Origin of the sequence: Streptomyces sp. NPDC093591 (assembly GCF_044764885.1) — a bacterium.
Taxonomy (GTDB): Bacteria; Actinomycetota; Actinomycetes; order Streptomycetales; family Streptomycetaceae; genus Streptomyces.
On sequence record NZ_JBIWIY010000010.1, the window covers coordinates 344240 to 367995 of the forward strand.

Here is a 23756-nt window from a genome sequence, read left to right on the forward strand (position 1 = left end):
GTCCGCGCCGATTGCTCGGGGGCCAGCAGGGTCAGTGCTGCCGCGACGACCTCACCCGCTTCGATCCGCAGCAGCCGCGGATCGGGGAGGTCGCCGTGGGGATCGCCGGGTGGGCCGGGTTTCCACAGGGCGACATGGCGTTCGCACGGGGGCGGGCCCCACAGGTGGGGGGAGACCGGCCCGAAGAGCGTCACGGACGGGGTGCCGTGGGCCACCGCGAGATGGGCCAGGCCGGTGTCGCCGCTGACGACGAGTGCGGCGTGGGCGACGAGCGCCGACAGCCGGTCGAACGGCAGGCCGCCCCGCAGCACGTCCCGCGCGGGCAGCGCCGAGCGGGCGGCCACGTCCGCGGCCAGGGCGCCCTCCTTCGGTCCCGCGGTGAGCACGACCCGGTGGCCGGTGCCGCGCAGCGTCCGCACCACGGTGGCGTAGCGCTCGGCCGGCCAGCGGCGGGAGGCGGCCTCCGCACCGGGATGGACGACCACGGCTCCCGGCGCGGGGGATGCCGTGGCCGGTGGCGGCAGCCGTACCTCGGCAGGGTCCGCGCTGATGCCGTACGCCCGGAGGAAGTCGCACCAGCGCTCGCGCTCGTGCGCCTCCGGTCGCCATACGGGAGGCCGGACGAGGCCGGGTTCCGGCTCGGCGTGGGCCAGCAGTCGGCGGGGGCCGAGGGCGGCCAGCGCGTCTCGGCTCTCGGGTCCGTTGCCGTGCAGGTCGATGGCCAGATCCGGGGGCGCCCCCGGCCAGTGGGTCAGGGACGGCACGGCACGGTTCGGTGCCTCGGCCGGGAGGACGGCGTCCACGGCGCCGGTGGCAAGGGCGGCCTCGGTGAGCGACGGCGGCAGCGCGAGGACGATGTGGTGCCGGGGGAAGGCTCTGCGGATGCCGCGCAGGGCGGGAACCCCGGCGAGCAGGTCGCCGAGTCCCAGCGCGCGCAGCACCAGCAGGCGGGGCCGGTGCGGTGGGGCGGTCACCGTCACCTCCGTCCGTCCGGCGCCGCCGGGGACGCGGCCACCGGCCGTGGGGCCAGCGCCGCACGCTCGGCGAGGCCCGTCGTGGAGCGGCCGTCGAGGTAGGGCAGCAGGACGACCTGGCCGCCCCAGCTCGCCACGAGCTCCGCCTCCGGCAGATCGACGCGGGCGTAGTCGCCGCCCTTGGCCCAGATGTGCGGGCGCAGTTCGCCGAGCAGCCGCTCCGGGGTGTCCTCGTCGAACACGGCGACCGCGTCGACGCACTCCAGGGCGCGCAGTACGCGGATCCGGTCCGCCAGCGGGACGAGCGGGCGGCCGTCCCCCTTGCGTCGGCGCACCGAGGCGTCGGAGTTGACGCACACCACCAGGCAGTCCCCGGTACGGCGGGCGGCCTGGAGCAACGCGACGTGACCGGCGTGCAGCAGGTCGAAGCAGCCGCCGGCGGCGACCACCGTCCCGCCCGCGGCCCGCACCCGGGCCGCCGTGCCCAACGCGTCGTCCGTGGAGGTGCGCTCGGGTGTGAGGGGCGGGTCCTGAGGCGTCGTCGTGGTGTGCGCTGCGGCGTCCCCCGCATAGGCGGCATCGGCGGCGCCCGTGGCATCCGCACTGTCCTCGGCGCTCATGGTGAGCGACCCGACACCTCCCTCGGCGACGTACCGGGTCGCGGCGTGCACGGCTCCCCGTACGGCGGTCTCGGTGAGTTCGCCGTCCGCGAGGAGCCCGGCGGCGGTGGCGGCGAACCGGTCGCCGGCGCCGCACGCATCGCCGTCGGCCGCGACCGGCGACGGCACCAGCAGCGGTGTCTCCCCGTGCGACAGCAGCGCCCCGCGCCCGCCCAGGGTCACCGCCACGGCGGCCGCCCGCCAGGCCCTGACCAGCGTGTCGGCGTCCCGGGCCGCCGTGTGCAGGGCGCCACCGTCCTCCGGCTCCGCGGTGCCCAGGGCGTCCGCGAAGCCGCGTGCCTCGGTGGCCGACGGCGTGACCAGCCGGACGTCGGGCAGGGGCTGTCGGCCGCGCGGATGCGGGTCCCAGACGACGGGCACCCGCCTGACCGCGTCGCCGAGCGCGTCGCGCAGCACGTCGGCGGTGCCGCGCCCGTAGTCGGCGACGAGTACGGCGTCGGCCTCGGCGATCGCCCGGCACGCCTCGTCGGTGGCCCGGCGGGCCCGGCCGTCGCCGTCGTCCAGGCGCAGCAGCGACCGTCCCCCGGCCAGCACCCGGGTCTTGCTGGACAGGGCGCCGGTCAGGGGCAGCGCGACCAGCTCGACCCGGCCGGCCAGGAGGCGGCGCAGGGACGCGCTGGCCGGGTCGTCCCCCAGAGCGGTGACGAGGGTGACGGGCCGGTCGTCGGCGGCGGCGAGGCAGGCCGCGAGCGCGGCGCCGCCCGGCCGGGTGGTGCGCCGGGCGCCGCTCACGACCGGTACGGGGGCGTCGGGGGCCAGTCGCTCGGCGCGGCCGGACAGGTCGTGGTCGAGCAGCGCGTCCCCGACGACGAGCAGCGGAGCCGGGCCGCTCATGGGCTCTCCTCCCCCGCGACGACCGGCCACCCTCGCGCGGAACTCCGGCCGGCACCAAGGCTCCGGTCGAAGGCCTCACAGAGCATGTGGACGGCCACCAGGTGCAGTTCCTGGACCGTGGCGGCGACGGCCGCGTCCACGCACAGGGCCTCGTCGGCGGCGACCGCCAGGGGGTTGGGCGCCGGGCCGGTCAGTGCCCACACCGTCACGCCGAGGCGGCGCGCCTCGGTGGCCGCGACGCGCAGGTTGGCGCTGGCGCCGCTGGTGGACAGCAGGATCAGGACGTCGCCGGCCCGGCCGTGCGCGGCGACCTGCCGGGCGAAGATCTCCTGGACTCCGTAGTCGTTGGCGATGGCCGTGGTGGCGGACGTGTCGGCGTGCAGCGCGAGCGCGGAGAACGGCGGGCGGTCGTCCCGGTAGCGGCCGACCAGTTCGGCCGTCAGGTGCTGGGCCTGTGCGGCGCTGCCTCCGTTGCCGGCGGCGAGCAGTCTTGCTCCGTCGCCCAGTCGCGCGGCGAGGCCGGCGCCCCAGTGCTCGACCAGGGGGACGGAGGCGCGAAAGCCCTCCAGTGCCTTCATCAGCTGGTCGCAGTGTGCGGTGTCGGCGGCGAGTTTCATCGGACGGCTCCCGAGAGCGCGGGGACGCAGGAGACGGCGCCGTAGACCCGGGACACGCGGTCGGCCACGGTGTCCCAGGTGTAGTGGGCGAGCACGCGTCGGCGTCCGAGGGTGCCGTAGCGGGCGAGCAGGGTCGGGTGGTCGAGCAGGTCGCGGACGGTGCCGCTGATGTCGTGGTCCTCCTCGGGCGGGACCAGGACACCGGTGACGCCGTCCATCACGGTGTCGAGCTGGCCGCCGACGGCGGTGGCGACGACGGGGGTGCCGCAGGCCATGGCCTCGACCGGCACGATGCCGAACGGCTCGTAGCGGGGCAGGGACAGCACGAGGTCGGCGCTGGACAGGAGCCGGGGCATCTCCTCGCGGCTCACCCCGCCGAGCAGCCGCACCCGGTCGGCCACCCCGTACTCGGCCGCGACCGCCCGCAGCCGCTCGGCCTCGGGTTCGGCGCAGAGAAGGGCGGGTTCGGGTCCGCCGGCGATGAGGAGTTCGGCGTGGGGCACACCGGCCAGGGCGCGGATCGCGCGGTCGAAGCCCTTGCGGGGCACGAGCCGGCCGACGGTGACCAGCCGCCGGGGCGCGTACGGCCCCCGTCGGGCGCCGCGGACCTGGCTGAACCGGCGGGGGTCCACCCCGCAGGGGACGACGGAGACGGTGTCGCGGGACAGGCCCATGGCCTCGAGTTCGCGTACCTCGTCCCGGCAGGTGGCGATGATCCGGGCGCACTCCCGGCCCACGGCTCGCTCGATCGCGATGCGGTCGGGCGGGCTGGTGTCGGCGGCGCCCTGGTGGCGCTTCTTCACGGTGCCGAGCGCGTGGTAGGTCTGCACGACGGGCACGCCCAGGGCGCGGGCGCCGTCGAGTGCCGCCATGCCGGACATCCAGAAGTGGGCGTGCACGACGTCGGGCGTCCACTGTTCCCACTCGCGGGCCAGCCATCGGCCGAACTCCGGTATGTGAGGGAGAAGTTCGTCCTTGGGAACCGGCGTCGGGGGTCCGGCGGGCACGTGGACGACGGTGAATCCGTCGGGGGTGGTGATCCGGTCCGGCAGCCGGTGGCTGTCCCGGCGCGTGTACACGACGACCTCCTGGCCGCGGCGGGCGAGTTGCCGGGCGAGCTGTGCGACGTAGACGTTCTGGCCCCCCGCGTCGGGTCCGCCGAGCGCGGCCAGGGGGCCGGCGTGCTCGGAGACCATGGCGACGCGTCCGGACGGAAGGCAGGTGGGGCTCATCGGGTGACCTCCTTGATCAGGCGTTCCCAGTCGTCCCGGAAGCGCCGCTCTCCGTAGCGGGCCTGTGCCGCGGCCCTGGCGGCCTCCCCTGTCAGCCGGGCGTGCACGGGATCGGCGAGGAATTCGCGTACGGCGTCCTGGAGTACGTCCAGCCGGTTCGAGACGACGCCGGCTCCCTCGGGTACGGCTTGGCGCACCTCGGTGGTGTCCAGGGCCACCACGGGCATGCCCAGGTACATGGCCTCCAACAGGGACAGGCCGAGGGACGTCCATCGGACGGGGTGGACGTAGAGGCGGCAGCGGGCCATCCGCGGATGCAGTGCGCTCTGCGGGAGGTCCCGGCAGCGGCAGAGTTCGGGGGGCAGTCCCAGGTGCTCGGCGAGCCCTTCGGTGCGCATGCCGAACACGTCCAGCGGCACCGTACGGGCGAAGTACGGCAGCAGGTCGGTGCCGGTGGTGCGGCCGCGCCGTACGGGCTCGTTGACGACGACCGCGGCGCGTCGTTCCTCGCCGGTCCACAGCTGTCCGGGGTCGATGATCCCGTGCTCGATCACGGTGGTCGGTGCCCGTCCGTTGTCCCACATCAGACGGTTGAAGTGGGTGACGTGGACGACGGGGATGTCGGAGCGGCCGGCCAGCGGGTGGCGGGTGTCCACGGCCGTCTCGTGCGGGCTGTTGTGCTCGACGTACACGGCGGGCACGTCGATGCCGGGGCGGCGGCCGGTCCACTCCCGGGCCAGTTCCAGCTCGTGCGGCCGTTGCAGCACCATCAGGTCGATGTCGGCCTCGCGCAGCTCGGCCGGGCTCAACTCCCTTACCGTGGGCGGCCATTGCCATGTCCGGGCCCGTCCCAGACCGTCCGGGCCCCGGTCGGGGGTGACGGGGACGAGGAAGGTGTACGGGCCCTGCACGAACGTGGTGAGCCACGAGCCGTGCACATGCCAGACAAGGGTGTTCATGCGCTCTCCTTGAGCAGTTTCTGCACCGCGCGCACCACGTCCTGGCCGGTGATCTCCTCCAGGCACGGATGGCCGGGTACGGGGCATTCGCGGGCCCTGCTGCCGGCGCACGGTGCCCGCTGGTCGCCGAGGAGCACGCTCGGCACGCCGTACGGCGCCCACCGTTCGGCCGGGACCACCGGCGCGAACAGCGAGACCACGGCGGTGCCGACGGCCGCCGCCAGGTGGGCGGGGCCGGTGTTGCCGCTCACCACGACGTCGGCCAGGCGCAGCACCCCGGCGAGAGTGGCCGGGGCGGTCCGGCCGCCGAGGTCCACCGCCGTGCCGCCGCTGACCTGCCGGGTGAGGTCCCTCTCGGCGGGACTGCCGGTGACGACGACGCGGTGGCCGGCGTCGGCGAGCAGGCTCACGGCCTCGGCGCAGCGTGCGGGGCTCCAGGCCCGTGCGGGCGCGCTGGCGCCGGGGTGCACCACGACGTAGGGGCCGTTGCCGGTCAGTGCGACGGTGTCGGGCGGCGGCAGGACCCGCAGCCGGCCGTCGTCCCCCGGGTGCGGCAGGAAGCCCATGGCGGCGGCGGTGTCCAGGGCGGCCTCGGCCTCGTGGCGGCCGGGGAGCCGCCGATGCCGTACGTCGAGGAGGCGGCCGGGGTGGTCGACGCTGTCGGCCCCGATCCGGCCGACGCCGGCGAGACGCAGCAACAGCGCGGTGGGCAGGGGGCTCTGGTGGAACGAGGTGAGGACGAGCGCGGTGTCGAACGCCTGCGCCGCCAGCCGCCGTACCAGTGCGTCGACGTCCGCCTCCTGGACGGTGGGCGGGTCGAACCCCTCCCACGGCGCCTCCCACACCATCACCTCGTCCACGCAGGGCAGCAACCGGGCCGCGGGTTCGCCGCGGGGACCGCACAGGAGTGTCACCCGGGAGCAGTGCGCCGCCACCGCGCGTATCGCGGGACCGGCGAGCAGGACGTCGCCGAAGCTGTCGAGCCGCACGACCAGCGCCTTCACGACCGGCCACCTCCCCCGGTCCCGGGTGCCTGGGCGAGGAGCCGGCGGACCGCCGTGAGCAGGTCGCGGGCGGTCTCCGGGGCCCGCCGGACCTCCTCGGGCAGCGTCGCCGCGTTGGGGACGAGCACGCCCCGGGCTCCTGCGGCGTGCGCGGCCCGGACGTCGGCGGCGATGTCGCCGATCACCACGCAGTCCCCGGGCGTGACGCGTAGGCGGCGGGCCGCCTCGACGACGAGTCCCGGCCGGGGTTTGCGGCAGGCGCAGCCGGCGTCGGGGAGATGCGGGCAGTACAGCCAGGTGCCGAGCCCGCCGAGCAGGGCGTCGGCCCGGTCGTTGACGCGGCGGACGTCGGCGTGCGTGAGCAGGCCGCGGCCGATGCCGGACTGGTTGCTGACCACGCCGGTCGCAACGCCCCGGGCCCGCAGCAGCTCCAGCGCCTCCCGCGCTCCGGGCATCGGCCGCACCAGCTCGGGGTCGCCGTTGTACGGGACGTCCTCGACGAGGGTGCCGTCCCGGTCGAAGAGGACTGCGGCGACGGGGGCCGGGCCGCGGAAGGAGGCGGCGTCCCCGAAGGGTTGGTGGAGCGCGGGGCGGTTCATGGTGCGCTCCCCGAGGGCGCGGTGCGCGGGACGGCGGTGCGCCGTGCCGCCGCGTGGGGCGCGGTGGGGTGTTGCGGGACGTCCAGCGGCTCGGCCCTCCGGTGGCGTATCAGGCCGCCCAGCCAGTACCCGACCGCGAGCGGGGGGATGACCGCGCTCGTGGCCGCCATGGTGACGATCTCGTCCGGGGTGCGGGGTCCCGGCCGGATGCGGGCCAGGGCGAACTCGGCCGTGCCGAGCGCCCATACGGCACCGGCGACGGCGGCGGTCCGCCCCCGGCCGGCCGGCGCGCAGCCGCAGGCGGCGAGCGCGGCCGCGGTCACCACCGCGTGCCGGGGCAGCCGTCCGCGGGGCGCCTCGGCCCGGGACCACCAGTCGCGGCCGTGCAGCCGGGTCATCAGCACGTCGTCCGCGTTGCCGCGCTGCGCCCGCAGCGACACCCAGCGATCGGCGGGGCGCACCGGATGCCGGGTCACGCGCCGGCCGCGCCGCAGCGTCCAGCCGGCTCCCAGCACGCGCAGGGCCAGGTCGGCGTCCTCCCGGAACGCGCGGGGGAACCGTTCGTCGAAGCCGCCGACGGCCGCCAGTGCCGCGGTCCGGTAGGCCATGTCCGCCGTCGCCCAGGCCGCTTGCTCCAGCCCGGCCGTGCCCCGCTCCCAGTCGGTGGGCCGGCGGTCCTCGGGCAGCGGGACGCGCAGGCGTCCCTGGATGCCGCCCGTGTCCGGGCCGGCCGCGCCGAGGTCGGCCGCGAGGCGGCGGGACCAGTCGGGCAGGACCTGGACGTCGTCGTCGAGGAAGACGGTCCAGGGCGTACGGACCGTGCGCCGGCCGGCGTTGCGGGCGGCCGCCGGGCCCCGTCCCGCGGTGCGCAGGGTGCGGAGCCGTCCGCGCAGTGCGCCGGCCGCGTCCAGCGGCAGCGGGCCGCCGGGCTCGGGGCGGTCGTCCACGACGACGACCTGCTCGGGCGGGTGATCCCGGGTGGCCGCGGCGAGTGCGCGCAGGCAGTCGGCGAGGCAGGGGCGGCCGATCGTCGGGATGACGACGCAGTAGGCGGCGGCGTCCGTCATGCGAACACCTCCTTCCGCCGGATCGCGAAGGGGCCGAGGGCGAGCAGGTCGACGGGCGCGGAGCCGAAGCACTCCAGGGCGTCCCGCGGATCGTCGACCATGGGCCGGCCGGCGGTGTTGAGGCTGGTGTTGACGACGACGGGCAGGCCGGTGCGGCGCTCGAATCCGTCGATCATGCGCGCGACGAGGGGCTCGTCCCGGCGGTCCACGGTCTGGATGCGGGCCGTGCCGTCCACGTGGACGACGGCCGGGATGCGGGTGCGCCACTCCTCGGCGACGTCGTGCACGAACAGCATGTAGGGGCTGGGCAGCGGTCCGTCGAAGAGTGCCGCGGCCCGCTCGGCCAGGACCATGGGCGCGACGGGGCGGAACTCCTCGCGGCCCTTCACGGCGTTGAGACGCTCCAGGTTCCGCGCGCGGCCGGGATGGGCGAGCAGCGAGCGGTGGCCGAGCGCCCGGGGGCCGTACTCGCTGCGGCCCTGGAACCAGGCCACGATGCCGTCCTCGGCGAGTTCGGCGGCGACGGTCGCGGCGATGTCGTCGGGTTCTTCGTAGGGCACGGCCGCGCGTTCCAGCCAGGCGCGCAGCTCGTCGTCGCTCCAGCCGCGGCCCAGGGCGGCGGTCGGCATGGCCTCGACGGCCTCCTTCTGGCCGGCGACGTGCAGCGCGGCGCCGAGTGCGGTGCCCGCGTCCCCGGCGGCGGGCTGCACCCACACGTGGCGGAAGGGCGTCTCGCGGTAAAGCCGGGTGTTGGCCACGCAGTTGAGGGCGACGCCGCCCGCGAGCGTCAGCACGTCCTCACCGGTACGGTCGTGCAGCCACCGCGCGAGCCCCAGCAGGACCTCCTCCAGACAGGCCTGCGCGCTGGCGGCGATGTCGGCGTGGTCCTGTGTCCAAGGGCCGCCCGCCGGGCGCGGCGGGACCAGCGACGCCCACGGCACGGGGCGGGCCCGGAAGCCGCCGTGACCGTCCAGGTGGACGTAGTCGCGCAACCGGTCCAGAAAGCGGGGCTCGCCGTAGGAGGCCAGCGCCATCACCTTGAACTCGTCGCTGCTGCGCAGGAATCCGAGGTGCTGGGTGAGGTCCTCGTAGAACAGGCCCATCGAGTCGGGCAGCGACTGCGAGCCCAGGACGGTGAGTTCCCGGTTCGCGTAGCGGCCGGCGAGGTGGGAGCCGCATTCGCCGCGGCCGTCCAGCACCAGCACGGCGCTGTCGGGGTACGGGCCGGCCTGCCCTGCGGAGGCGGCGTGCGCGACGTGGTGGCCGACGAAGCGGACCTTGTCCGGGTCGAGTCCCGGCAGCGCCTCGGCGAGGAACTCGGGAGCGCGGCGGGCGTATTCCTGGCGCAGGTGGTCCCAGGGGTCGTTCAGGCCCAACCACTCCGCCGGGCGGGCGAGTTCGGGGTCGTAAGAGTAGGCGACCGCGTCCAGGTCGGACGGGGTCAGGCCGGCCCGGTCCAGGCACCATCGGGCGGAGAGTTCGGGCAGTTCCCAGGCGGAGAAGGGGACGGGGCGCTTGCCGTGCTTGCGCCGGCTGAAGCGTTCCTCCTCGGCCGCCGCCACGATCCTGCCGTCCATGACGAGGGCGGCGGCGGGGTCGTGGAAGAGGGCGTTGATTCCCAGGACACGCATGCGATGCCTCCGTGCGGCGTACGGGGGTGAGGAGTGCGGGGTTCACGCCTGCGGGGCGGACCCGGGGTCCGGCTGTGCCGTGGCGAAGTAGGCGATGGTCTGCTTGACGCCTTCCTCCCAGGGCACGCGGGGCGTCCAGCCGAGCAGTTCACGGGCCAGGCCGGTGTCGGGACGGCGGCGCTGCGGATCGTCGGTGGGGCGGTCGACGTGGACGATCGTGGAGGAGGAGCCGGTCAGTTCGACCACGCGACGGGCGATCTCGCCGACCGTGACCTCGTCGCTGCCGCCGATGTTGACGGGGCGCACCGAGTGGCTCGCGGCCACGAGGAGGACGCCGTCGACCGTGTCGTCGACGTAGCACAGGGAGCGGGTCTGCCGGCCGTCCCCCGCCACCGTCAGTGGTTCGCCGGCCAGTGCCTGGCTGACGAACGTGGGGACGGCACGCCCGTCGTGCGGGCGCATGCGGGGGCCGTACGTGTTGAACAGGCGCACGATGCCCGCGTTCGCGCCCCTCGCCCGTACATGTGCGGTGACCAGTGCCTCGGCGAACCGTTTGGACTCGTCGTACACGCTGCGCGGCCCCACCGGGTTGACGTTGCCCCAGTAGTCCTCGCGCTGCGGATGCCGCAGGGGGTCGCCGTACACCTCGGACGTCGAGGCGAGCAGGAAACGCGCTCGGTCACGCTCCGCCACGGCCAGCATGTTGCGCGTTCCCAGGCTGCCGACGTCGAGCGTCTCCAGCGGCAGCCGGAGGTAGTCGGCGGGTGAGGCGGGGCACGCGAAGTGCAGGACCAGGTCGTACGGCCCCGGCAGCCGCTGGGCGGCGTCGGGCGAGGAGACGTCGCACTCGACGAACCGGAACCCGCGGCGCTCCGTGAGGTGGGCTACGTTCTCGCGTGACCCGGAGCACAGGTTGTCGGCGCAGTCGACTTCGACTTCCGAATCCAGCAGCCGCTCGCACAGATGGCTGCCGAGAAAACCGGCACCGCCCGTCACCAGAGCATGGCGCCATGTACATGGCAAAAGTTCGGTCATGGAAGTTCCTTCGTCCGCATCGACAACGCATCGGCGGTCGCACGCCCCGGCATACCGATCGGCGCGGTACGGGAGAACGCGGTACGGGAGATTTCGGGACAGCCGCGGAAGGCCTCAGCAGGCCCTCCGGCGCTGTCGCGTATGAAAGATCAGGTCGCGGATCGCGCTGAGCAGCAGGACCGCCCCGGTGGGTCGTCCACTTTCGGCAACGCGGTGACACGGGGTTCCCGTGCCGGTTCGTCTTCACACGCTGATTCCGACTCCACTATGCGACGGTTCGCAGCTCCTCGCGACTCCCGTGTGAGCCCGCCGACGGCGGGCACTCGGAGCCGCGGCGCGCCCGACCGGGCCGCCGCTGTCCAGGCTGGAGGTGGAGGACATGGGTCACGGTGGGAACGTCATCGACGAGCTGGTGACCGATCACCGCGAGGTCGAGGAGCTCTTCGGCCGCATCGAGGGGCTGCCGACCGGTGAGAAGGACCGCAAGGTGTATGCCGAGCAGGTCACGATGGAGCTGGTGCGGCACTCGGTCGCCGAGGAGGAGTACCTCTACCCGGCCGTGCGGGAGCACGTGGCGGGCGGGGACGCCATCGCCGACAAGGAGATCGACGATCACTCCAAGGCCGAGCAGATCATGAAGGACCTGGAGGGGTGCGACGCCGGCGACGCGGAGTTCGACCGGCTCATCGGGATGCTGATGAGTGAGGTCCGCTCGCACATCGCCGACGAGGAGCAGAACCTCTTCCCCAAGCTGCGCGCGGCGTGTCCCCCGCAGGCGCTGGACGACCTGGGCGACAAGGTGCGCATGGCGAAGAAGATGGCCCCGACCCGCCCGCACCCTTCGGCGCCGGACAAGCCGCCGGCCAACAAACTCCTGGCCCCGGGCGCCGGGCTGGTGGACCGCGTGCGCGACGCGCTGAGCGGCCGCGGCAAAAAGGACTGACCGCGAGAAGGAGTGATCGCGAGAAGGAGTGATCACGCCCCGGGGGACGCCCGTACGGTCCGGCCCGTCCGAGGGCTGTGAGCAAGCACACTCGACCACGAAACAGGGCATTCCCCCCGGCAGTTGACCCCTCGGGCGGCGGCGTGACAGGGCAGGCGCCGCCGCTCGGGGGGTCCTGTCTGTCACGATGGTCCGCGCCGTGACCGACTCGGTGGAACCTCCGCGCAGCGCAGCCGGTGATTCCGGTTCCCCGGTCCTCCTCCGACTCTCTGGTTCCGGGTACCGACTGTGTCTTCCACCCCTGCCCAGCCCTCACCTGCGCCGAAATCCGTCTCCGCCCAGCCCGGGCGCGCGTCCCGCGCGCCCTGGCGATCGCTGCGCTACCGCAGCATGCGCTGGTGGTCCGTCGCCAACTTTCTGTCGAACGCCGGCACCTGGATGCAGCTCACGGTCCAGAACCTGCTGGTCCTCGAGATCACCGGCTCCGCGGCGGCGACGGGACTCTCGATGTCGGTCCAGGCCGCTCCCGCCCTGTTCATGAGCCTGCTGGGCGGCACGGCCGTGGACCGCTGGCCCCTCAAGCTGACGGCCGCCGTCAGCCAGGCGCTGCTGGGCGCGGTCGCCTTCACCACGGCCGTACTGGTGGCGCTGGACCGGCTCGACATGACGTCCCTGATGGTGCTGGCCGCCGTGACGGGCATGATCGCCACCGTCGACGGCCCGGCGTGCGCCTTGCTGGGCAACGATCTCGTCCCCGTGGCGGACGTCCCCTCCGCCATCGGTGTCGGTGCGCTGGTGCACAACGCGGGGCGGCTCGTGGGCACCGCCCTGGCGGGGGTGACGATCGGCTTCCTCGGCACGGCGGCCGCGTACGCCGCGAACGGCCTGTCGTTCCTCTTCGTGACCGCGGTCATTCCCTTCCTGCGCCCGGCACCCGGCGCGGTTCGCCACGCCGCCCAGGTGCGCGCCGCGCCACGGGCCGGGAGGGGGCAGCCGGAGCCGGACATGACCGTGCGCCAGGGGCTGCTCTTCTTCGCGCGCCGGCCCCGTCTGGTCGCGCTCGCCGCCGTCACCGGGATCAGCTCGGTCTTCGGCCGCAACTACGGCCTCACCCTGGCCGTCCTCGTCACCGGACCGCTCGCGGGCGGCGCCGGCTCCTTCGGCACCGTCTCCACGGTCCTCGCCGTCGGCGGGATCCTGGGCGCCGTGCTCGGTGCCAGGCTGCGCCGGCCCTCCGTGCGGCTCGTGGGCACACTGGCGGCCGCGGGCGGACTGCTGCAGGTGGCGGCGGGGCTGTCCCCGTCGCTGGCGGTTCTGCTGGTGCTGGTGCTGCCGATGGCCGTCGTGGAGTCCGTCTCCGACACCGCGGGGACCGCCGTACTGCAGACCGACCCGCCCGTTCACCTGCGCGGACGTGTGCTCGGCGTGTGGAGCAGCATCGGCACCGTCTGGGGGCTCGGCGGCCCGCCGGCGCTGGGACTGCTCATGGAACTCGCGGGAGCCCGCGGAGCCCTTGTGGCAGGCGGACTGATCATCGCCGGCGCGATCGGCGCGGGCCTCGTCCTGCGGGCCCGCCGGACGCCGGCACCGGTGCCCCTGCCGACGAAGGACGGGGACGTGGGCCTGGCGGCGCTGGGCACGGCTGCCTGACGGGGCCCGGCACCGCATGGGAGGGGGCCGGGCCCGTGGGCCCGGCCCGGACGCCCGGACTCAAGGACGTCGGGGTCAGTCCTTGGTCAGCATGATGTCCTGCTTGTCCTGCACGGCGTGGAAGCGGGGCAGGGGCAGGCCGCCCACGGGGTGGAGTTCGACGATGGTGGCCTCGACGTACGCCTTGCCTGCCTTGAGGGGGGCCGAGGACGTGCCCGTCTGGGGCCTGCCGGTGTTCTCCCAGCTGTGCAGCTTGCCGTCGCACACGGCGCGGGTGCCGCCGATGCCGTACCGGACGTCGGAGGACCGCTGGCCGACGGTGGAGCTCACGAACGCGGGCCCCGAGGCGTCGGCGCAGCGGTAGGTGCCGGACACGGTGACGGTGCCGTCCGAGGCGATACGGCCCGTGTCGTCGATGGTCACGGTCTCCTTGGGGTCGGCGAGGGCCGCGGAGTCGGCCGGGGCCGACGGAGCGGCGACCAGCAGAAGCAGGGCGGCACCGGCGGCGGTGGCGAGGGCGGGGCGCAGGGGCATGGTATGACCTCCCGGATAATCGGAGTGGGGCCATCCACTGGTACCTGGCGGGTGCGCCCATGGCCGTGACCGTCACCCCTTCGGTGGCGAGTCCGCCCCGACCGTCGTGGATCGGTCAGAGTGTTGTCCGTGTGTTGTCACGGTTTACGGTCGGCCGTTCCGGTGAGTTCGGGGCGGGAGCATGGTCTACCCATATGGACGAACCACACGGCTCGTCCGTCCGATGTGGAGGTGCGCCATGTGTTCCCACCAGCCTTCGTGCCCTTCCTCCGATGGCCGAGCCCCCCATGTGGTGGCCGCACACCCCGAGCAGGGCTGGAGCCTGCTCTGCGACGGCGCGATTGTGTTCGACGACAGCGGTGAGCTGCTGCCCGACGGCCGCGTCGTCGCCCCCCACCGGGTGCCGGCCGAGCGGCTCGCCACGGCGGCGTGAGCGGAACCTGCGACGCGCGAGCGGAACCTCGACGCGCGAGCGGAACCTGCGACGCATGAGCAGCAACCGCCTCAGTACGGCGAAGCTCCTCGGCGGCATGGCGATCCCGTCGAGGCCCTACGACAGTACGGCGAACCCGTCGAGCTCCACCATCGCCTCCTCGTCCCACAGGCGTACGACCTCGACGACCGCCATCGCCGGATAGTCCCGGCCCGCCAACTGCCGCCAGATGCGGCCGAGTTCCGCGGCCTGGGCGCGGTACGCGGCGACGTCCGTGGCGTAGACCGTGACCCGGGCGAGGTCGGCAGCGGTGCCGCCGGCGGCGTCGAGCGCGGCCAGCAGATTGGCCAGGGCCCGCTCGAACTGCTCGGGCAGGGTGGCGCCGGTCACCTTGCCGTCCGCGTCGAGGGCGGTCTGACCGGCCAGGAAGACGACCCGTGAGCCGGTGGCGACGACCGCGTGGGAGAACCCGGCGGCCGGGGAGAGGTCGGGCGGGTTGACTCGCTCGGTGCTCACTGACCGGCCTCCAGGTTCGCGTACAACTCCTTGGCGATGATGCCCCGTTGGACCTCGCTGGCGCCCTCGTAGACGCGCGGCGCCCGCACCTCGCGGTAGAGGTGCTCCAGGAGGTGGCCGCGGCGCAGGGCGCGGGCGCCGTGCAGCTGGACGGCCTTGTCGACGACGTACTGCGCGGTCTCGGTGGCGAGCAGCTTCGCCATCGCGGCCCGCTTCGGGACGTCCGGGGCGCCTTCGTCGTACGCCGTCGCCGCCGCGTACACCATGAGACGGGCCGCCTCCGTGCGCAGGGCCATCTCGGCGACCTGGTGGGCGACCGTCTGAAGCTCCTTCAACTTGCCGCCGAACGCGTCCCGTCGGGCGGTGTGCGCGAGGGTCGCGTCCAAGGCCGCCTGGGCCATGCCGACGGCGAAGGCGCCGACGCTGGGCCGGAAGAGGTTGAGGGTGCCCATCGCGACCCGGAAGCCGCGGTCGGGCTCGCCGAGCATGTCGTCGGCGGTGACGGGGACGGCGTCGAACGTGAGGGTGCCGATGGGGTGCGGGGACAACATGTCGAGGCCCGCCCCGGTGAGGCCGGGGCGGTCGGCGGGGACCAGGAAGGCGGTGACGCCACGGGCGCCGGCGCCGGGGGTGGTGCGGGCGAAGACGGTGTAGAAGTCGGCCTCGGGGGCGTTGGAGATCCAGCACTTGTCGCCGGTGAGCCGCCAGCGGGCGGGGCCGTCGGGTTCGGCGGCGAGTGAGGCGACCGGCGAGTCCCCCGAGCTTGCCGGCGCCCCTGGTCCGCCCGCTTCCCCCGGCCGCGAGGCCTCCCGGTCCGCCCGCAGTTCCAGAGCCGCCGCGTCCGACCCGGCCCCCGGCTCGCTCAGCGCGAAGGCCGCCACCGCGCTGCCCTCGGCCACCCGGGCCAACCAGCGCTCCCGTTGGGCCGGCGTGCCGTACGCGTGGACCGGATGCGCGCCCAGCCCCTGCAGGGCGAGCGCGGTCTCCGCCTCCGTGCAGGCGTACGCCAGCGACTCCCGCATCAGGCACAGGTCGACCGCTCCCGAGGTGAACAGCCGCTCCAGCAGGCCCAGTTGACCGAGTTCGGTGACCAGCGGGCGGTTGACGTGCCCGGGTTCAGCCTTCTCGGCGAGCGGGCGCAGTCGTTCGGCGGCCAGCGTGCGCAGTTCGGCACACCATGCGGTTTGCGGCGGATCGAGTGAGAATGCGGGCATTGCCGACCTCCCTGCGGAGCCGTCCGCGACGGCCCCCTCGACGGACCCGTCGAATGAGCCCCTTCCGACGGTATCGCGCACCATTGACTGTCGTCACCAACACGATACGCTCCCTCTGCGAGCCCACCACGACGCCCACGAGGCAGCCCACAAGGCACCCACTAGGCAAGGGGGCGAACCGCCATGGCCGGTCTGCACCGCTCCGCCCACGTCGACACCTTCGCCCGCGAGCATCTGCCGCCACCCGACCAGTGGCCCGAGCTCCGCTTCGACCTTCCGCGGCTGAACTACGCCGATCGGCTCAACGCGGCCGCCGAGCTGCTCGCCGGCCCCGACGACGAGCGGCCCGTGTTCCACACCCCGTCCGGCGACACATGGACGTACGGCACACTGCGCGCCCGCGTCGACCGGCTCGCACATGTGCTCACCAACCACCTCGGCGTCGTCCCGGGCAACCGGGTGCTGCTGCGTGGCCCGACCACGCCGTGGCTGGCGGCCTGCTGGCTGGCGGTGCTGAAGGCCGGTGCGGTCGCCGTCACCGTGCTGGCCCAGCAGCGGCCGCACGAGCTGCGGACCATGTGCGAGATCGCCCAAGTACGGCACGCGCTGTGCGACGTCCGGGCCGTCGACGACCTCGCCAAGGCCGAGATACCGGGGCTGCGGATCGCGACGTACGGCGGTGACGCCCCCGACGACCTGCTGCGCCGCCCGGCGCCCGGCACGCCGTACCCCGCCGCCGACACAGCGGCCGACGACGTCGCGCTCATCGCCTTCACCTCCGGGACCACCGGACGGCCCAAGGGCTGTATGCACTTCCACCGGGATGTGCTCGCGATAGCGGACACCTTCTCGGAGCATGTGCTGCGCCCCCATGTGGGCGATGTCTTCGCCGGCAGTCCCCCGCTCGGCTTCACCTTCGGCCTCGGCGGGCTCGTCATCTTCCCGATGCGGGCCGGCGCCAGCGCCCTGCTCCTCGAACAGGCCGGTCCCAACCAGCTGTTGCCCGCGATCGCCGAGCACCGGGTGTCCGTGTTGTTCACCGCCCCGACGGCGTACCGCGCGATGCTCGACGCGCTCGACTCGCACGACATCTCCTCGCTGCGCCGCTGTGTCTCGGCCGGCGAGAACCTGCCAGCCGCCACCTGGGAGGCCTGGCACGAGCGGACCGGCCTGCGCATCATCAACGGCATCGGCGCCACCGAGCTGCTGCACATCTTCATCTCGGCGGCCGACGAGCACATCAGGCCCGGCACGACCGGGGTGCCGGTGCCGGGGTGGCACGCGCGCGTGGTCGACCACGAGGGCCGGGAACAGCCCGACGGGGAACCGGGTCTGCTCGCCGTGCGCGGGCCGGTCGGCTGCCGCTATCTCGCCGACCCCCGGCAGCGCGAATACGTGCGCGACGGCTGGAACATCACCGGCGACACCTACGTCCGGGAGAGTAACGGCTACTTCCGCTATGTCGCCCGCGCGGACGACATGATCATCTCGGCCGGTTACAACATCGCGGGCCCGGAGGTCGAGGAGGCCCTGCTGCGCCACCCGGACGTGCTGGAGACGGCGGTGGTGGGGCGGCCCGACGAGGCGCGCGGCCAGGTCGTGGTGGCGTACGCGGTGCTCAGGGAGGGCGCGCGGCGGGACGCGGAGGCGCTGCGCACGTTCGTCAAGAGCGAGCTGGCGCCGTACAAGTGTCCGCGCGAGATCGTCTTCCTGGACGCGCTGCCGCGCACCGCGACCGGCAAGCTCCAGCGTTTCCGGCTGCGCGCGGGTGGTGACCCGCAGGGTGACCAGCAGTGATCCGTACGACCTAAGATGATCAACGTGTCCGACCAGCATGCACCACGGTCTCTCATCGTCACGCTCTACGGCGCCTACGGCCGCCACATGCCCGGCCCGGTGCCGGTCGCCGAGCTGATCAGACTGCTGGCCGCGGTCGGCGTGGACGCCCCCTCCGTACGTTCCTCGGTGTCGCGCCTGAAGCGACGCGGGCTGCTGCGGCCGGCCCGTACGGTCCAGGGCGCGGCCGGGTACGAACTGTCGCCGGAAGCCCGCCAGTTGCTGGACGACGGCGACCGGCGCATCTACGCCACCGCGCCGCCCGAGGACGAGGGCTGGGTGCTGGCGGTGTTCTCGGTGCCGGAGTCCGAACGGCAGAAGCGGCACGTACTGCGCTCCCGGCTGGCCGGCCTGGGCTTCGGGACGGCGGCGCCGGGCGTGTGGATCGCTCCGGCGCGGCTGTACGAGGAGGCCCGGCACACCCTGCAGCGGCTGCGCCTGGAGGAGTACGTCGACTTCTTCCGCGGCGAACACCTCGGCTTCGCGCCGACCGCCGAGTCGGTCGCCCGCTGGTGGGACCTGGCCGCGATCGCCAAGGAGCACGAGGCGTTCCTCGACCGCCACGCGCGCGTGCTGCACGACTGGGAGCGCCGGCCGGACACCCCGCCCGAGGAGGCCTACCGCGACTACCTCCTCGCCCTCGACTCCTGGCGCCACCTCCCCTACACCGACCCCGGCCTGCCCGCCCGGCTGCTGCCCGAGGACTGGCCGGGCGCCCGCTCGGCGGCCGTCTTCCGGGGACTGCACGAGCGGCTGCGGGATGCGGGCGCCGCATACGCCGGCCTGTGACCTCGGGCACACCACGCGCCCCTAACGGAACCCTCAGGTTCCTCTGCACCTCTTCTCAAGTTTCTTACCTAGCGTCCATCAGGTCGTCGCCGGGTAAGAGATGAGGACTGTTGCGCATGACCACCACGCCCCGAAAGGGAGGCCCAAAGGCTCAGGGAGCCACCGTCTGGCTCACCGGTCTGCCGAGCGCGGGCAAGACGACCATCGCCCGCCTGCTCGGTGACCGGCTGAAGACGGAGGGACACCGCGTGGAGGTCCTCGACGGGGACGAGATCCGTCGTTTCCTCTCCGCCGGCCTCGGCTTCTCGCGGGCGGACCGCAACACCAACGTGCAGCGCATCGGCCTGGTCTCGGAGGTACTCGCGCGCAACGGCGTGCTGTCCGTCGTGCCGGTCATCGCCCCGTACGCCGACAGCCGCGAAGCCGTCCGCAAGCGGCACGAGGCGAGCGGGACGCCGTACATCGAGGTGCATGTGGCCACCCCCGTCGAGGTGTGCAGCGAGCGGGACGTGAAGGGGCTGTACGCCCGGCAGGCCGCGGGCGAGCTGACCGGGCTGACCGGTGTCGACGACCCGTACGAGCCGCCGGTGGACCCGTCGCTGGTCCTTCCCACGCAGGTCCAGACGCCCCGGGAGTCGGCCGACGCGGTGTACACCGTGCTGGCGGAGCGGGGGCTGGTGTGACGACGTTCGGTCTTTCTCACCTGGACGCCCTGGAGTCCGAGGCGGTGCACATCTTCCGCGAGGTGGCGGGTGAGTTCGAGCGGCCGGTGATCCTGTTCTCCGGCGGCAAGGACTCCATCGTCATGCTGCACCTCGCCTTGAAGGCGTTCGCGCCGGCGCCGGCGCCGTTCGCGCTGCTGCATGTGGACACCGGACACAACTTCCCCGAGGTCATCGACTACCGCGACCGTGTGGTGGCCGCACATGGGCTGCGGCTCCATGTGGCCTCCGTACAGGACTACATCGACCGGGGTGTGCTGCGCGAACGTCCCGACGGGACACGCAATCCCCTCCAGACACTGCCGCTGACCGAGAAGATCCAGAGCGAGAAGTTCGACGCGGTGTTCGGCGGCGGGCGGCGCGACGAGGAGAAGGCTCGGGCGAAGGAGCGGGTGTTCAGCCTGCGGGACGAGTTCTCGCAGTGGGATCCGCGCCGGCAGCGGCCCGAGCTGTGGAACCTGTACAACGGCCGCCACGCGCCCGGCGAGCACGTCCGTGTGTTCCCGCTGTCCAACTGGACCGAGCTGGACGTCTGGCAGTACATAGCCCGGGAGCGCATAGAGCTGCCGGACATCTACTACGCCCACCAGCGCGAGGTGTTCCAGCGGGGCGGCATGTGGCTGACGGCGGGTGACTGGGGCGGGCCGCGCGAGCACGAGGTTCCCGAGAAACGGCAGGTCCGCTATCGCACGGTCGGCGACATGTCCTGCACCGGTGCGGTGGACTCCGACGCCGACACCATCGAGAAGGTGATCGCCGAGATCGCCGCCTCCCGGCTGACCGAGCGGGGCGCCACCCGCGCCGACGACAAGCTCTCCGAGGCCGCGATGGAAGACCGTAAGCGCGAAGGGTATTTCTAGTCATGACCGTTGACACGCTTCGGTTCGCCACGGCGGGCTCCGTCGACGACGGCAAGTCCACCCTGGTCGGCCGGCTGCTGCACGACTCCAAGTCCGTGCTCGCCGACCAGCTGGAGGCGGTGGAGCTCGCCTCCCGCAACCGTGGTCAGGACACCCCCGACCTCGCGCTGCTGACGGACGGCCTGCGGGCCGAGCGGGAGCAGGGCATCACGATCGACGTGGCGTACCGCTACTTCGCCACCCCGCGACGCCGGTTCATCCTGGCCGACACGCCGGGCCATGTGCAGTACACACGCAACATGGTCACCGGCGCCTCCACCGCCGAGCTGGCGATCATCCTGGTCGACGCCCGCCACGGCGTCGTCGAACAGACCCGTCGGCACGCCGCCGTGGCCGCCCTGCTCCGGGTTCCGCATGTGGTCCTCGCCGTCAACAAGATGGACCTGGTCGGGTACGAGGAGCAGGCGTTCGACCGTATCGTCGAGGACTTCGCGGGCCATGCGGCCGAGCTGGACCTGCCCGGCTTCACGCCGATCCCGGTCTCGGCGCTCGTCGGTGACAACGTCGTGGAGCGCTCGGCCCACATGGACTGGTACGGCGGGCCGGCGCTCCTGGAGTTCCTGGAGAACGTCCCGGTCGGCACCGACCCGGCCGACGCCCCCGCCCGCTTCCCCGTCCAGTACGTCATCCGGCACGGCGAAGTCCGCCACTACGCCGGGCAGTTGGCGTCGGGGACGCTGCGGGTCGGCGACCGCGTCACCGTGCACCCGTCCGGCGGGACTTCCGAGATCACCGGCATCGACGTGCTCGGCAGGGACGTCGACGTGGCGTACGCACCGCAGTCGATCGGCGTGCGTCTCGCCGGCCAGCGGGACGTCGCGCGCGGCGACCTGATCACCGCGGGTGTCGACGTTCCGACGCTCACCCAGGAGGTACGGGCGGCGGTCTGCCATCTGGCCGACCGGCCGCTGAAGGCCGGTGACCGCGTGCTGGTCAGGCACACGACGCGGACCGTGAAGGCGATCGTCGAGGACCTGGCCGGCGCGGCCGAACTGACCGCGAACGATCTCGGCCGGATCACCTTGCGCACCGCCGAGCCGCTCGCGCTCGACGACTACGCGGTCTCCCGGCGCACCGGCGCGTTCCTCCTGATCGATCCCGCGGACGGCGCGACGCTGACCGCCGGGATGGTCGACCTGTAGAAGGCCGCCCTCACAGGCGGGGCGTACGCCCTCAGGTCCCGAGCGTCAGGCGGGGCTTGGGGGCGTCCGTGCGTCCCGTCTGCGGGCGGCGGCTGCCTGCCCGGTACGGAGCCGGCCAGACGACGCCCGGCCCGTCGTAGCCCTGCTCGGCCGCGGCGTGCAGCGTCCAGTGCGGGTCGTACAGGTGGGGCCGGGCGAGCGCGCACAGATCCGTACGGCCCGCCAGGATCAGGGAGTTGACGTCGTCCCAGGAGGAGATCGCGCCGACGGCGATCACCGGGAGACCGGTGGCGTGCCGGATCCGGTCCGCGTACGGGGTCTGGTACGACCGCCCGAACTCCGGCCGTTGGTCGGCCACGACCTGCCCCGTCGACACGTCGATCGCGTCGGCGCCGTGCGCGGCGAAGGCGCGGGCGATCTCGACGGCGTCCTCGGCCGTCGTCCCGCCGTCGGCCCAGTCCGTGGCGGAGATACGGACGGTCATGGGCCGTTCCTCGGGCCATACGCCCCGTACGGCGTCGAAGACCTCCAGCGGGAAGCGGAGCCGTTTGCCGAGGGAGCCGCCGTAGGCGTCGGTGCGGCGGTTGGTCAGCGGGGAGAGGAAGCCGGAGAGCAGATAGCCGTGCGCGCAGTGCAGTTCGAGCAGGTCGAAGCCGGCCCGGGCGGCACGCCAGGCGGCAGCCGTGAACTGCTCGCGGATGTCGGTGAGTTGGGCGCGGGTCAGCTCGCGCGGAGTCTGGCTGGACGGTTTGTAGGGGATCGGGGACGGGGCCACGAGCGGCCAGTTGCCATCCTCCAGGGGCTCGTCGATCCCCTCCCACATCAACTTGGTGGAGCCCTTGCGACCGCTGTGGCCGAGTTGCACGCCGATCGCGGTGCCGGGCGCCTGGGTGTGCACGAACCCGACGATCCGCCGCCAGACCTCGCCCTGTTTGCCGTTGTAGAGGCCGGCGCAGCCGGGGGTGATCCGTCCCTCGGGGCTGACGCACACCATCTCGGTCATCACCAGTCCGGCGCCGCCGAGGGCGCGGGCACCGAGGTGGACCAGATGGAAGTCGCCGGGAACGCCGTCCGTGGCCGAGTACATGTCCATCGGGGACACGACGACCCGGTTGCGCAGGGTCAGACCGCGCAGCCGGAACGGCGTGAACATCGGAGGCGTACCGGGCGGGCAGCCGAAGTCGCGCTCCACGGCCTCGGTGAAGTGGGCGTCGCGCAGGCGCAGGTTGTCGTGGGTGACGCGGCGGCTGCGGGTGAGGAGGTTGAAGGCGAACTGGCGGGGCCGCTGGTCGAGGTAGAGGCCGAGGTTCTCGAACCACTCCAGGCTGGCGCGGGCGGCACGCTGCGTGGAGGCGACGACGGGCTTGCGCTCCTCCTCGTACGCGCTGAGCGCGCTCGCGATGTCGGGCTGTTCCTCCAGGCAGGCGGCGAGCGCAAGGGCGTCCTCGACGGCGAGCTTGGTGCCGGAGCCGATGGAGAAGTGGGCGGTGTGGGCGGCGTCGCCGAGCAGGACGATGTTCTCGTGCGACCAGCGCTCGTTGACGACGGTGCGGAAGGTGGTCCACGCCGACTTGTTGGACTTCAGGGGCCGTCCGCGGAGCGCTTCCGCGAAGATCTTGGCGCAGCGCTCGACGGACTCCTGTTCGTCGAGTTCCGCGAACCCGGCCGCCTGCCAGACCTCTTCGCGCATCTCGACGATCACCGTGGAGGCGTCGGCCGCGTACGGGTAGCTGTGCAGTTGCATCACGCCGTGCTCGGTCTCGGCGATCTCGAAGCGGAAGGATTCGAAGGCGAAGTCCGCGGCCAGCCAGATGTAGCGGCAGTGGTGTTCGGCCACATGGGGGCGGAACACATGGGCGTAGGCCTCGCGGGTGGTGCTGTGCACACCGTCCGCGGCGATGACGAGGTCGTATGTCTCGGCGAGCCAGGCCGGGTACGGGGCCTCCGTCCGGAAGCGGAGCTCCACGCCGAGGTCGCGGCAGCGGTCGTGCAGGATTTCCAGGAGGCGTTTCCTGCCGAGGGCCGCGAAGCCGTGTCCTCCGGAGGTTTGGCGGGTGTTTCTGTGGACGATGTCGATGTCGTCCCAGCGGGTGAAGTGCTGTTGCAGGGCCTCGTAGACCACGGGGTCGGCGTGTTCGATGCCGCCGAGGGTTTCGTCGGAGAGGACCACTCCGAAGCCGAAGGTGTCGTCGGGGGCGTTGCGTTCCCAGACGGTTACTTCGCGGGACGGGTCGAGGCGTTTGAGGAGGGCGGCGGCGTACAGCCCTCCGGGGCCGCCGCCGATGATCGCGACTCGTAGGGGGTGGCTGGTCGTCGTCGGCGGCTGCGGGTTTGTGGGGGCTGGTCGCGCCCGCGCGGCGGTAGCCGCACATCCAATACCGCCCCGCGCCCCTGGGGTGGGGACAGTCCCCTGTGCCGAGAGCAT

General features: G+C 73.4%; 21 protein-coding genes and 1 pseudogene. 8 read left to right on the plus strand and 14 right to left on the minus strand.

All coding sequences use genetic code 11. The features are described 5' to 3' along the window. Positions 1–8: 8 nt before the first annotated feature. The 10 genes and pseudogenes from ACIREI_RS23260 to ACIREI_RS23305 all read right to left on the minus strand — a co-directional run. Positions 9–980, minus strand: a pseudogene (locus tag ACIREI_RS23260) (glycosyltransferase family 9 protein); the annotation flags it as partial. Continuing rightward, positions 977–2488 (minus strand): D-glycero-beta-D-manno-heptose 1-phosphate adenylyltransferase, encoded by a 1512-nt coding sequence (rfaE2, locus tag ACIREI_RS23265; protein WP_403335843.1) that lies wholly within the window; start codon positions 2486–2488, stop codon positions 977–979. The pseudogene ACIREI_RS23260 and the gene rfaE2, both read right to left, overlap by 4 nt. Next, complete coding sequence (locus tag ACIREI_RS23270; RefSeq protein WP_403335846.1) at positions 2485–3105, minus strand: SIS domain-containing protein; 621 nt, start codon at positions 3103–3105, stop codon at positions 2485–2487. The genes rfaE2 and ACIREI_RS23270 overlap by 4 nt, the downstream gene beginning before the upstream one ends. Then, positions 3102–4337 (minus strand): glycosyltransferase, encoded by a 1236-nt coding sequence (locus tag ACIREI_RS23275; RefSeq protein ID WP_403335849.1) that lies wholly within the window; start codon positions 4335–4337, stop codon positions 3102–3104. Before ACIREI_RS23275 ends, ACIREI_RS23270 begins: the two co-directional genes overlap by 4 nt. Further along, positions 4334–5296, minus strand: coding sequence for a glycosyltransferase (locus tag ACIREI_RS23280; protein WP_403335852.1), 963 nt, complete (start codon positions 5294–5296; stop codon positions 4334–4336). Before ACIREI_RS23280 ends, ACIREI_RS23275 begins: the two co-directional genes overlap by 4 nt. Continuing rightward, positions 5293–6300, minus strand: coding sequence for a glycosyltransferase family 9 protein (locus ACIREI_RS23285; RefSeq protein WP_403335855.1), 1008 nt, complete (start codon positions 6298–6300; stop codon positions 5293–5295). The genes ACIREI_RS23280 and ACIREI_RS23285 overlap by 4 nt, the downstream gene beginning before the upstream one ends. After that, positions 6297–6899 carry a D-glycero-alpha-D-manno-heptose-1,7-bisphosphate 7-phosphatase gene (locus ACIREI_RS23290; RefSeq protein WP_403335858.1) on the minus strand — a complete coding sequence of 201 codons (603 nt, stop codon included), beginning with the start codon at positions 6897–6899 and terminating at the stop codon, positions 6297–6299. The genes ACIREI_RS23285 and ACIREI_RS23290 overlap by 4 nt, the downstream gene beginning before the upstream one ends. Next, positions 6896–7966 (minus strand): glycosyltransferase family 2 protein, encoded by a 1071-nt coding sequence (locus ACIREI_RS23295; RefSeq protein ID WP_403335861.1) that lies wholly within the window; start codon positions 7964–7966, stop codon positions 6896–6898. The genes ACIREI_RS23290 and ACIREI_RS23295 overlap by 4 nt, the downstream gene beginning before the upstream one ends. Next, positions 7963–9597, minus strand: a complete 1635-nt coding sequence (locus ACIREI_RS23300) for a carbamoyltransferase (protein ID WP_403335864.1) — start codon at positions 9595–9597, stop codon at positions 7963–7965. Before ACIREI_RS23300 ends, ACIREI_RS23295 begins: the two co-directional genes overlap by 4 nt. 42 nt (positions 9598–9639) lie before the next feature. After that, positions 9640–10632, minus strand: a complete 993-nt coding sequence (locus tag ACIREI_RS23305; RefSeq protein WP_403335867.1) for an NAD-dependent epimerase/dehydratase family protein — start codon at positions 10630–10632, stop codon at positions 9640–9642. Between the two features lie 379 nt (positions 10633–11011). Between ACIREI_RS23305 and ACIREI_RS23310 the strand changes: the two genes are divergently transcribed. Further along, entirely contained in the window at positions 11012–11575 is a 564-nt protein-coding gene (locus tag ACIREI_RS23310) for a hemerythrin domain-containing protein (protein WP_403335870.1), read from the plus strand. 390 nt (positions 11576–11965) lie between these two features. Next, entirely contained in the window at positions 11966–13225 is a 1260-nt protein-coding gene (locus ACIREI_RS23315; RefSeq protein WP_403335873.1) for an MFS transporter, read from the plus strand. 75 nt (positions 13226–13300) lie between these two features. On the opposite strand, the gene ACIREI_RS23320 is transcribed toward ACIREI_RS23315, so the two are convergent. Beyond that, on the minus strand, positions 13301–13759 hold the full coding sequence (locus ACIREI_RS23320; RefSeq protein ID WP_403335876.1) for a DUF6299 family protein: 459 nt from the start codon (positions 13757–13759) through the stop codon (positions 13301–13303). A gap of 238 nt (positions 13760–13997) precedes the next feature. On the opposite strand from ACIREI_RS23320, the gene ACIREI_RS23325 reads away from it, so the two are divergent. Beyond that, the gene (locus ACIREI_RS23325; protein WP_403335879.1) at positions 13998–14192 is read left to right on the plus strand and encodes a DUF5999 family protein; all 195 of its coding nucleotides are present in this window, start codon (positions 13998–14000) and stop codon (positions 14190–14192) included. A 117-nt stretch (positions 14193–14309) separates the two neighbouring features. Here the strand turns inward: ACIREI_RS23325 and ACIREI_RS23330 are convergent, their stop codons facing one another. Next, on the minus strand, positions 14310–14708 hold the full coding sequence (locus ACIREI_RS23330; RefSeq protein WP_403335882.1) for a RidA family protein: 399 nt from the start codon (positions 14706–14708) through the stop codon (positions 14310–14312). Next, entirely contained in the window at positions 14705–15922 is a 1218-nt protein-coding gene (locus ACIREI_RS23335; RefSeq protein WP_403335885.1) for an acyl-CoA dehydrogenase family protein, read from the minus strand. Before ACIREI_RS23335 ends, ACIREI_RS23330 begins: the two co-directional genes overlap by 4 nt. Before the next feature lie 183 nt (positions 15923–16105). On the opposite strand from ACIREI_RS23335, the gene ACIREI_RS23340 reads away from it, so the two are divergent. The 5 genes from ACIREI_RS23340 (at position 16106) to ACIREI_RS23360 (ending at position 21331) form a co-directional block, all read left to right on the plus strand. Beyond that, positions 16106–17719: an AMP-binding protein gene (locus ACIREI_RS23340; protein ID WP_403335887.1), complete on the plus strand. Its 1614-nt coding sequence runs from the start codon at positions 16106–16108 to the stop codon at positions 17717–17719. Positions 17720–17734: 15 nt separating this feature from the next. Continuing rightward, on the plus strand, positions 17735–18547 hold the full coding sequence (locus ACIREI_RS23345) for a PaaX family transcriptional regulator C-terminal domain-containing protein (protein WP_403335890.1): 813 nt from the start codon (positions 17735–17737) through the stop codon (positions 18545–18547). 116 nt (positions 18548–18663) lie between these two features. Continuing rightward, positions 18664–19230, plus strand: a complete 567-nt coding sequence (cysC, locus tag ACIREI_RS23350) for an adenylyl-sulfate kinase (RefSeq protein WP_403335893.1) — start codon at positions 18664–18666, stop codon at positions 19228–19230. Next, the gene (cysD, locus tag ACIREI_RS23355) at positions 19227–20129 is read left to right on the plus strand and encodes a sulfate adenylyltransferase subunit CysD (protein ID WP_403335896.1); all 903 of its coding nucleotides are present in this window, start codon (positions 19227–19229) and stop codon (positions 20127–20129) included. Before cysC ends, cysD begins: the two co-directional genes overlap by 4 nt. 2 nt (positions 20130–20131) lie before the next feature. Beyond that, the gene (locus ACIREI_RS23360; RefSeq protein ID WP_403335898.1) at positions 20132–21331 is read left to right on the plus strand and encodes a sulfate adenylyltransferase subunit 1; all 1200 of its coding nucleotides are present in this window, start codon (positions 20132–20134) and stop codon (positions 21329–21331) included. 31 nt (positions 21332–21362) lie between these two features. Here the strand turns inward: ACIREI_RS23360 and ACIREI_RS23365 are convergent, their stop codons facing one another. Beyond that, positions 21363–23756: a bifunctional salicylyl-CoA 5-hydroxylase/oxidoreductase gene (locus ACIREI_RS23365; protein WP_403335900.1), complete on the minus strand. Its 2394-nt coding sequence runs from the start codon at positions 23754–23756 to the stop codon at positions 21363–21365.

What these genes read in the sequence shown, in the direction of transcription:
- ACIREI_RS23325 (WP_403335879.1), top strand. Translation starts at nt 13,998, where the DNA reads ATGTGTTCCCACCAGCCTTCGTGCCCTTCCTCCGATGGCCGAGCCCCC.
- ACIREI_RS23345 (WP_403335890.1), top strand. Translation starts at nt 17,735, where the DNA reads ATGATCAACGTGTCCGACCAGCATGCACCACGGTCTCTCATCGTCACG.
- ACIREI_RS23275 (WP_403335849.1), bottom strand. Translation starts at nt 4,337, where the DNA reads ATGAGCCCCACCTGCCTTCCGTCCGGACGCGTCGCCATGGTCTCCGAG.
- ACIREI_RS23365 (WP_403335900.1), bottom strand. Translation starts at nt 23,756, where the DNA reads ATGCTCTCGGCACAGGGGACTGTCCCCACCCCAGGGGCGCGGGGCGGT.
- ACIREI_RS23340 (WP_403335887.1), top strand. Translation starts at nt 16,106, where the DNA reads ATGGCCGGTCTGCACCGCTCCGCCCACGTCGACACCTTCGCCCGCGAG.
- ACIREI_RS23320 (WP_403335876.1), bottom strand. Translation starts at nt 13,759, where the DNA reads ATGCCCCTGCGCCCCGCCCTCGCCACCGCCGCCGGTGCCGCCCTGCTT.
- ACIREI_RS23295 (WP_403335861.1), bottom strand. Translation starts at nt 7,966, where the DNA reads ATGACGGACGCCGCCGCCTACTGCGTCGTCATCCCGACGATCGGCCGC.
- ACIREI_RS23270 (WP_403335846.1), bottom strand. Translation starts at nt 3,105, where the DNA reads ATGAAACTCGCCGCCGACACCGCACACTGCGACCAGCTGATGAAGGCA.
- ACIREI_RS23315 (WP_403335873.1), top strand. Translation starts at nt 11,966, where the DNA reads ATGCGCTGGTGGTCCGTCGCCAACTTTCTGTCGAACGCCGGCACCTGG.
- ACIREI_RS23280 (WP_403335852.1), bottom strand. Translation starts at nt 5,296, where the DNA reads ATGAACACCCTTGTCTGGCATGTGCACGGCTCGTGGCTCACCACGTTC.
- rfaE2 (WP_403335843.1), bottom strand. Translation starts at nt 2,488, where the DNA reads ATGAGCGGCCCGGCTCCGCTGCTCGTCGTCGGGGACGCGCTGCTCGAC.
- ACIREI_RS23290 (WP_403335858.1), bottom strand. Translation starts at nt 6,899, where the DNA reads ATGAACCGCCCCGCGCTCCACCAACCCTTCGGGGACGCCGCCTCCTTC.
- ACIREI_RS23305 (WP_403335867.1), bottom strand. Translation starts at nt 10,632, where the DNA reads ATGACCGAACTTTTGCCATGTACATGGCGCCATGCTCTGGTGACGGGC.
- ACIREI_RS23300 (WP_403335864.1), bottom strand. Translation starts at nt 9,597, where the DNA reads ATGCGTGTCCTGGGAATCAACGCCCTCTTCCACGACCCCGCCGCCGCC.
- ACIREI_RS23360 (WP_403335898.1), top strand. Translation starts at nt 20,132, where the DNA reads ATGACCGTTGACACGCTTCGGTTCGCCACGGCGGGCTCCGTCGACGAC.
- cysC (WP_403335893.1), top strand. Translation starts at nt 18,664, where the DNA reads ATGACCACCACGCCCCGAAAGGGAGGCCCAAAGGCTCAGGGAGCCACC.
- ACIREI_RS23310 (WP_403335870.1), top strand. Translation starts at nt 11,012, where the DNA reads ATGGGTCACGGTGGGAACGTCATCGACGAGCTGGTGACCGATCACCGC.
- ACIREI_RS23335 (WP_403335885.1), bottom strand. Translation starts at nt 15,922, where the DNA reads ATGCCCGCATTCTCACTCGATCCGCCGCAAACCGCATGGTGTGCCGAA.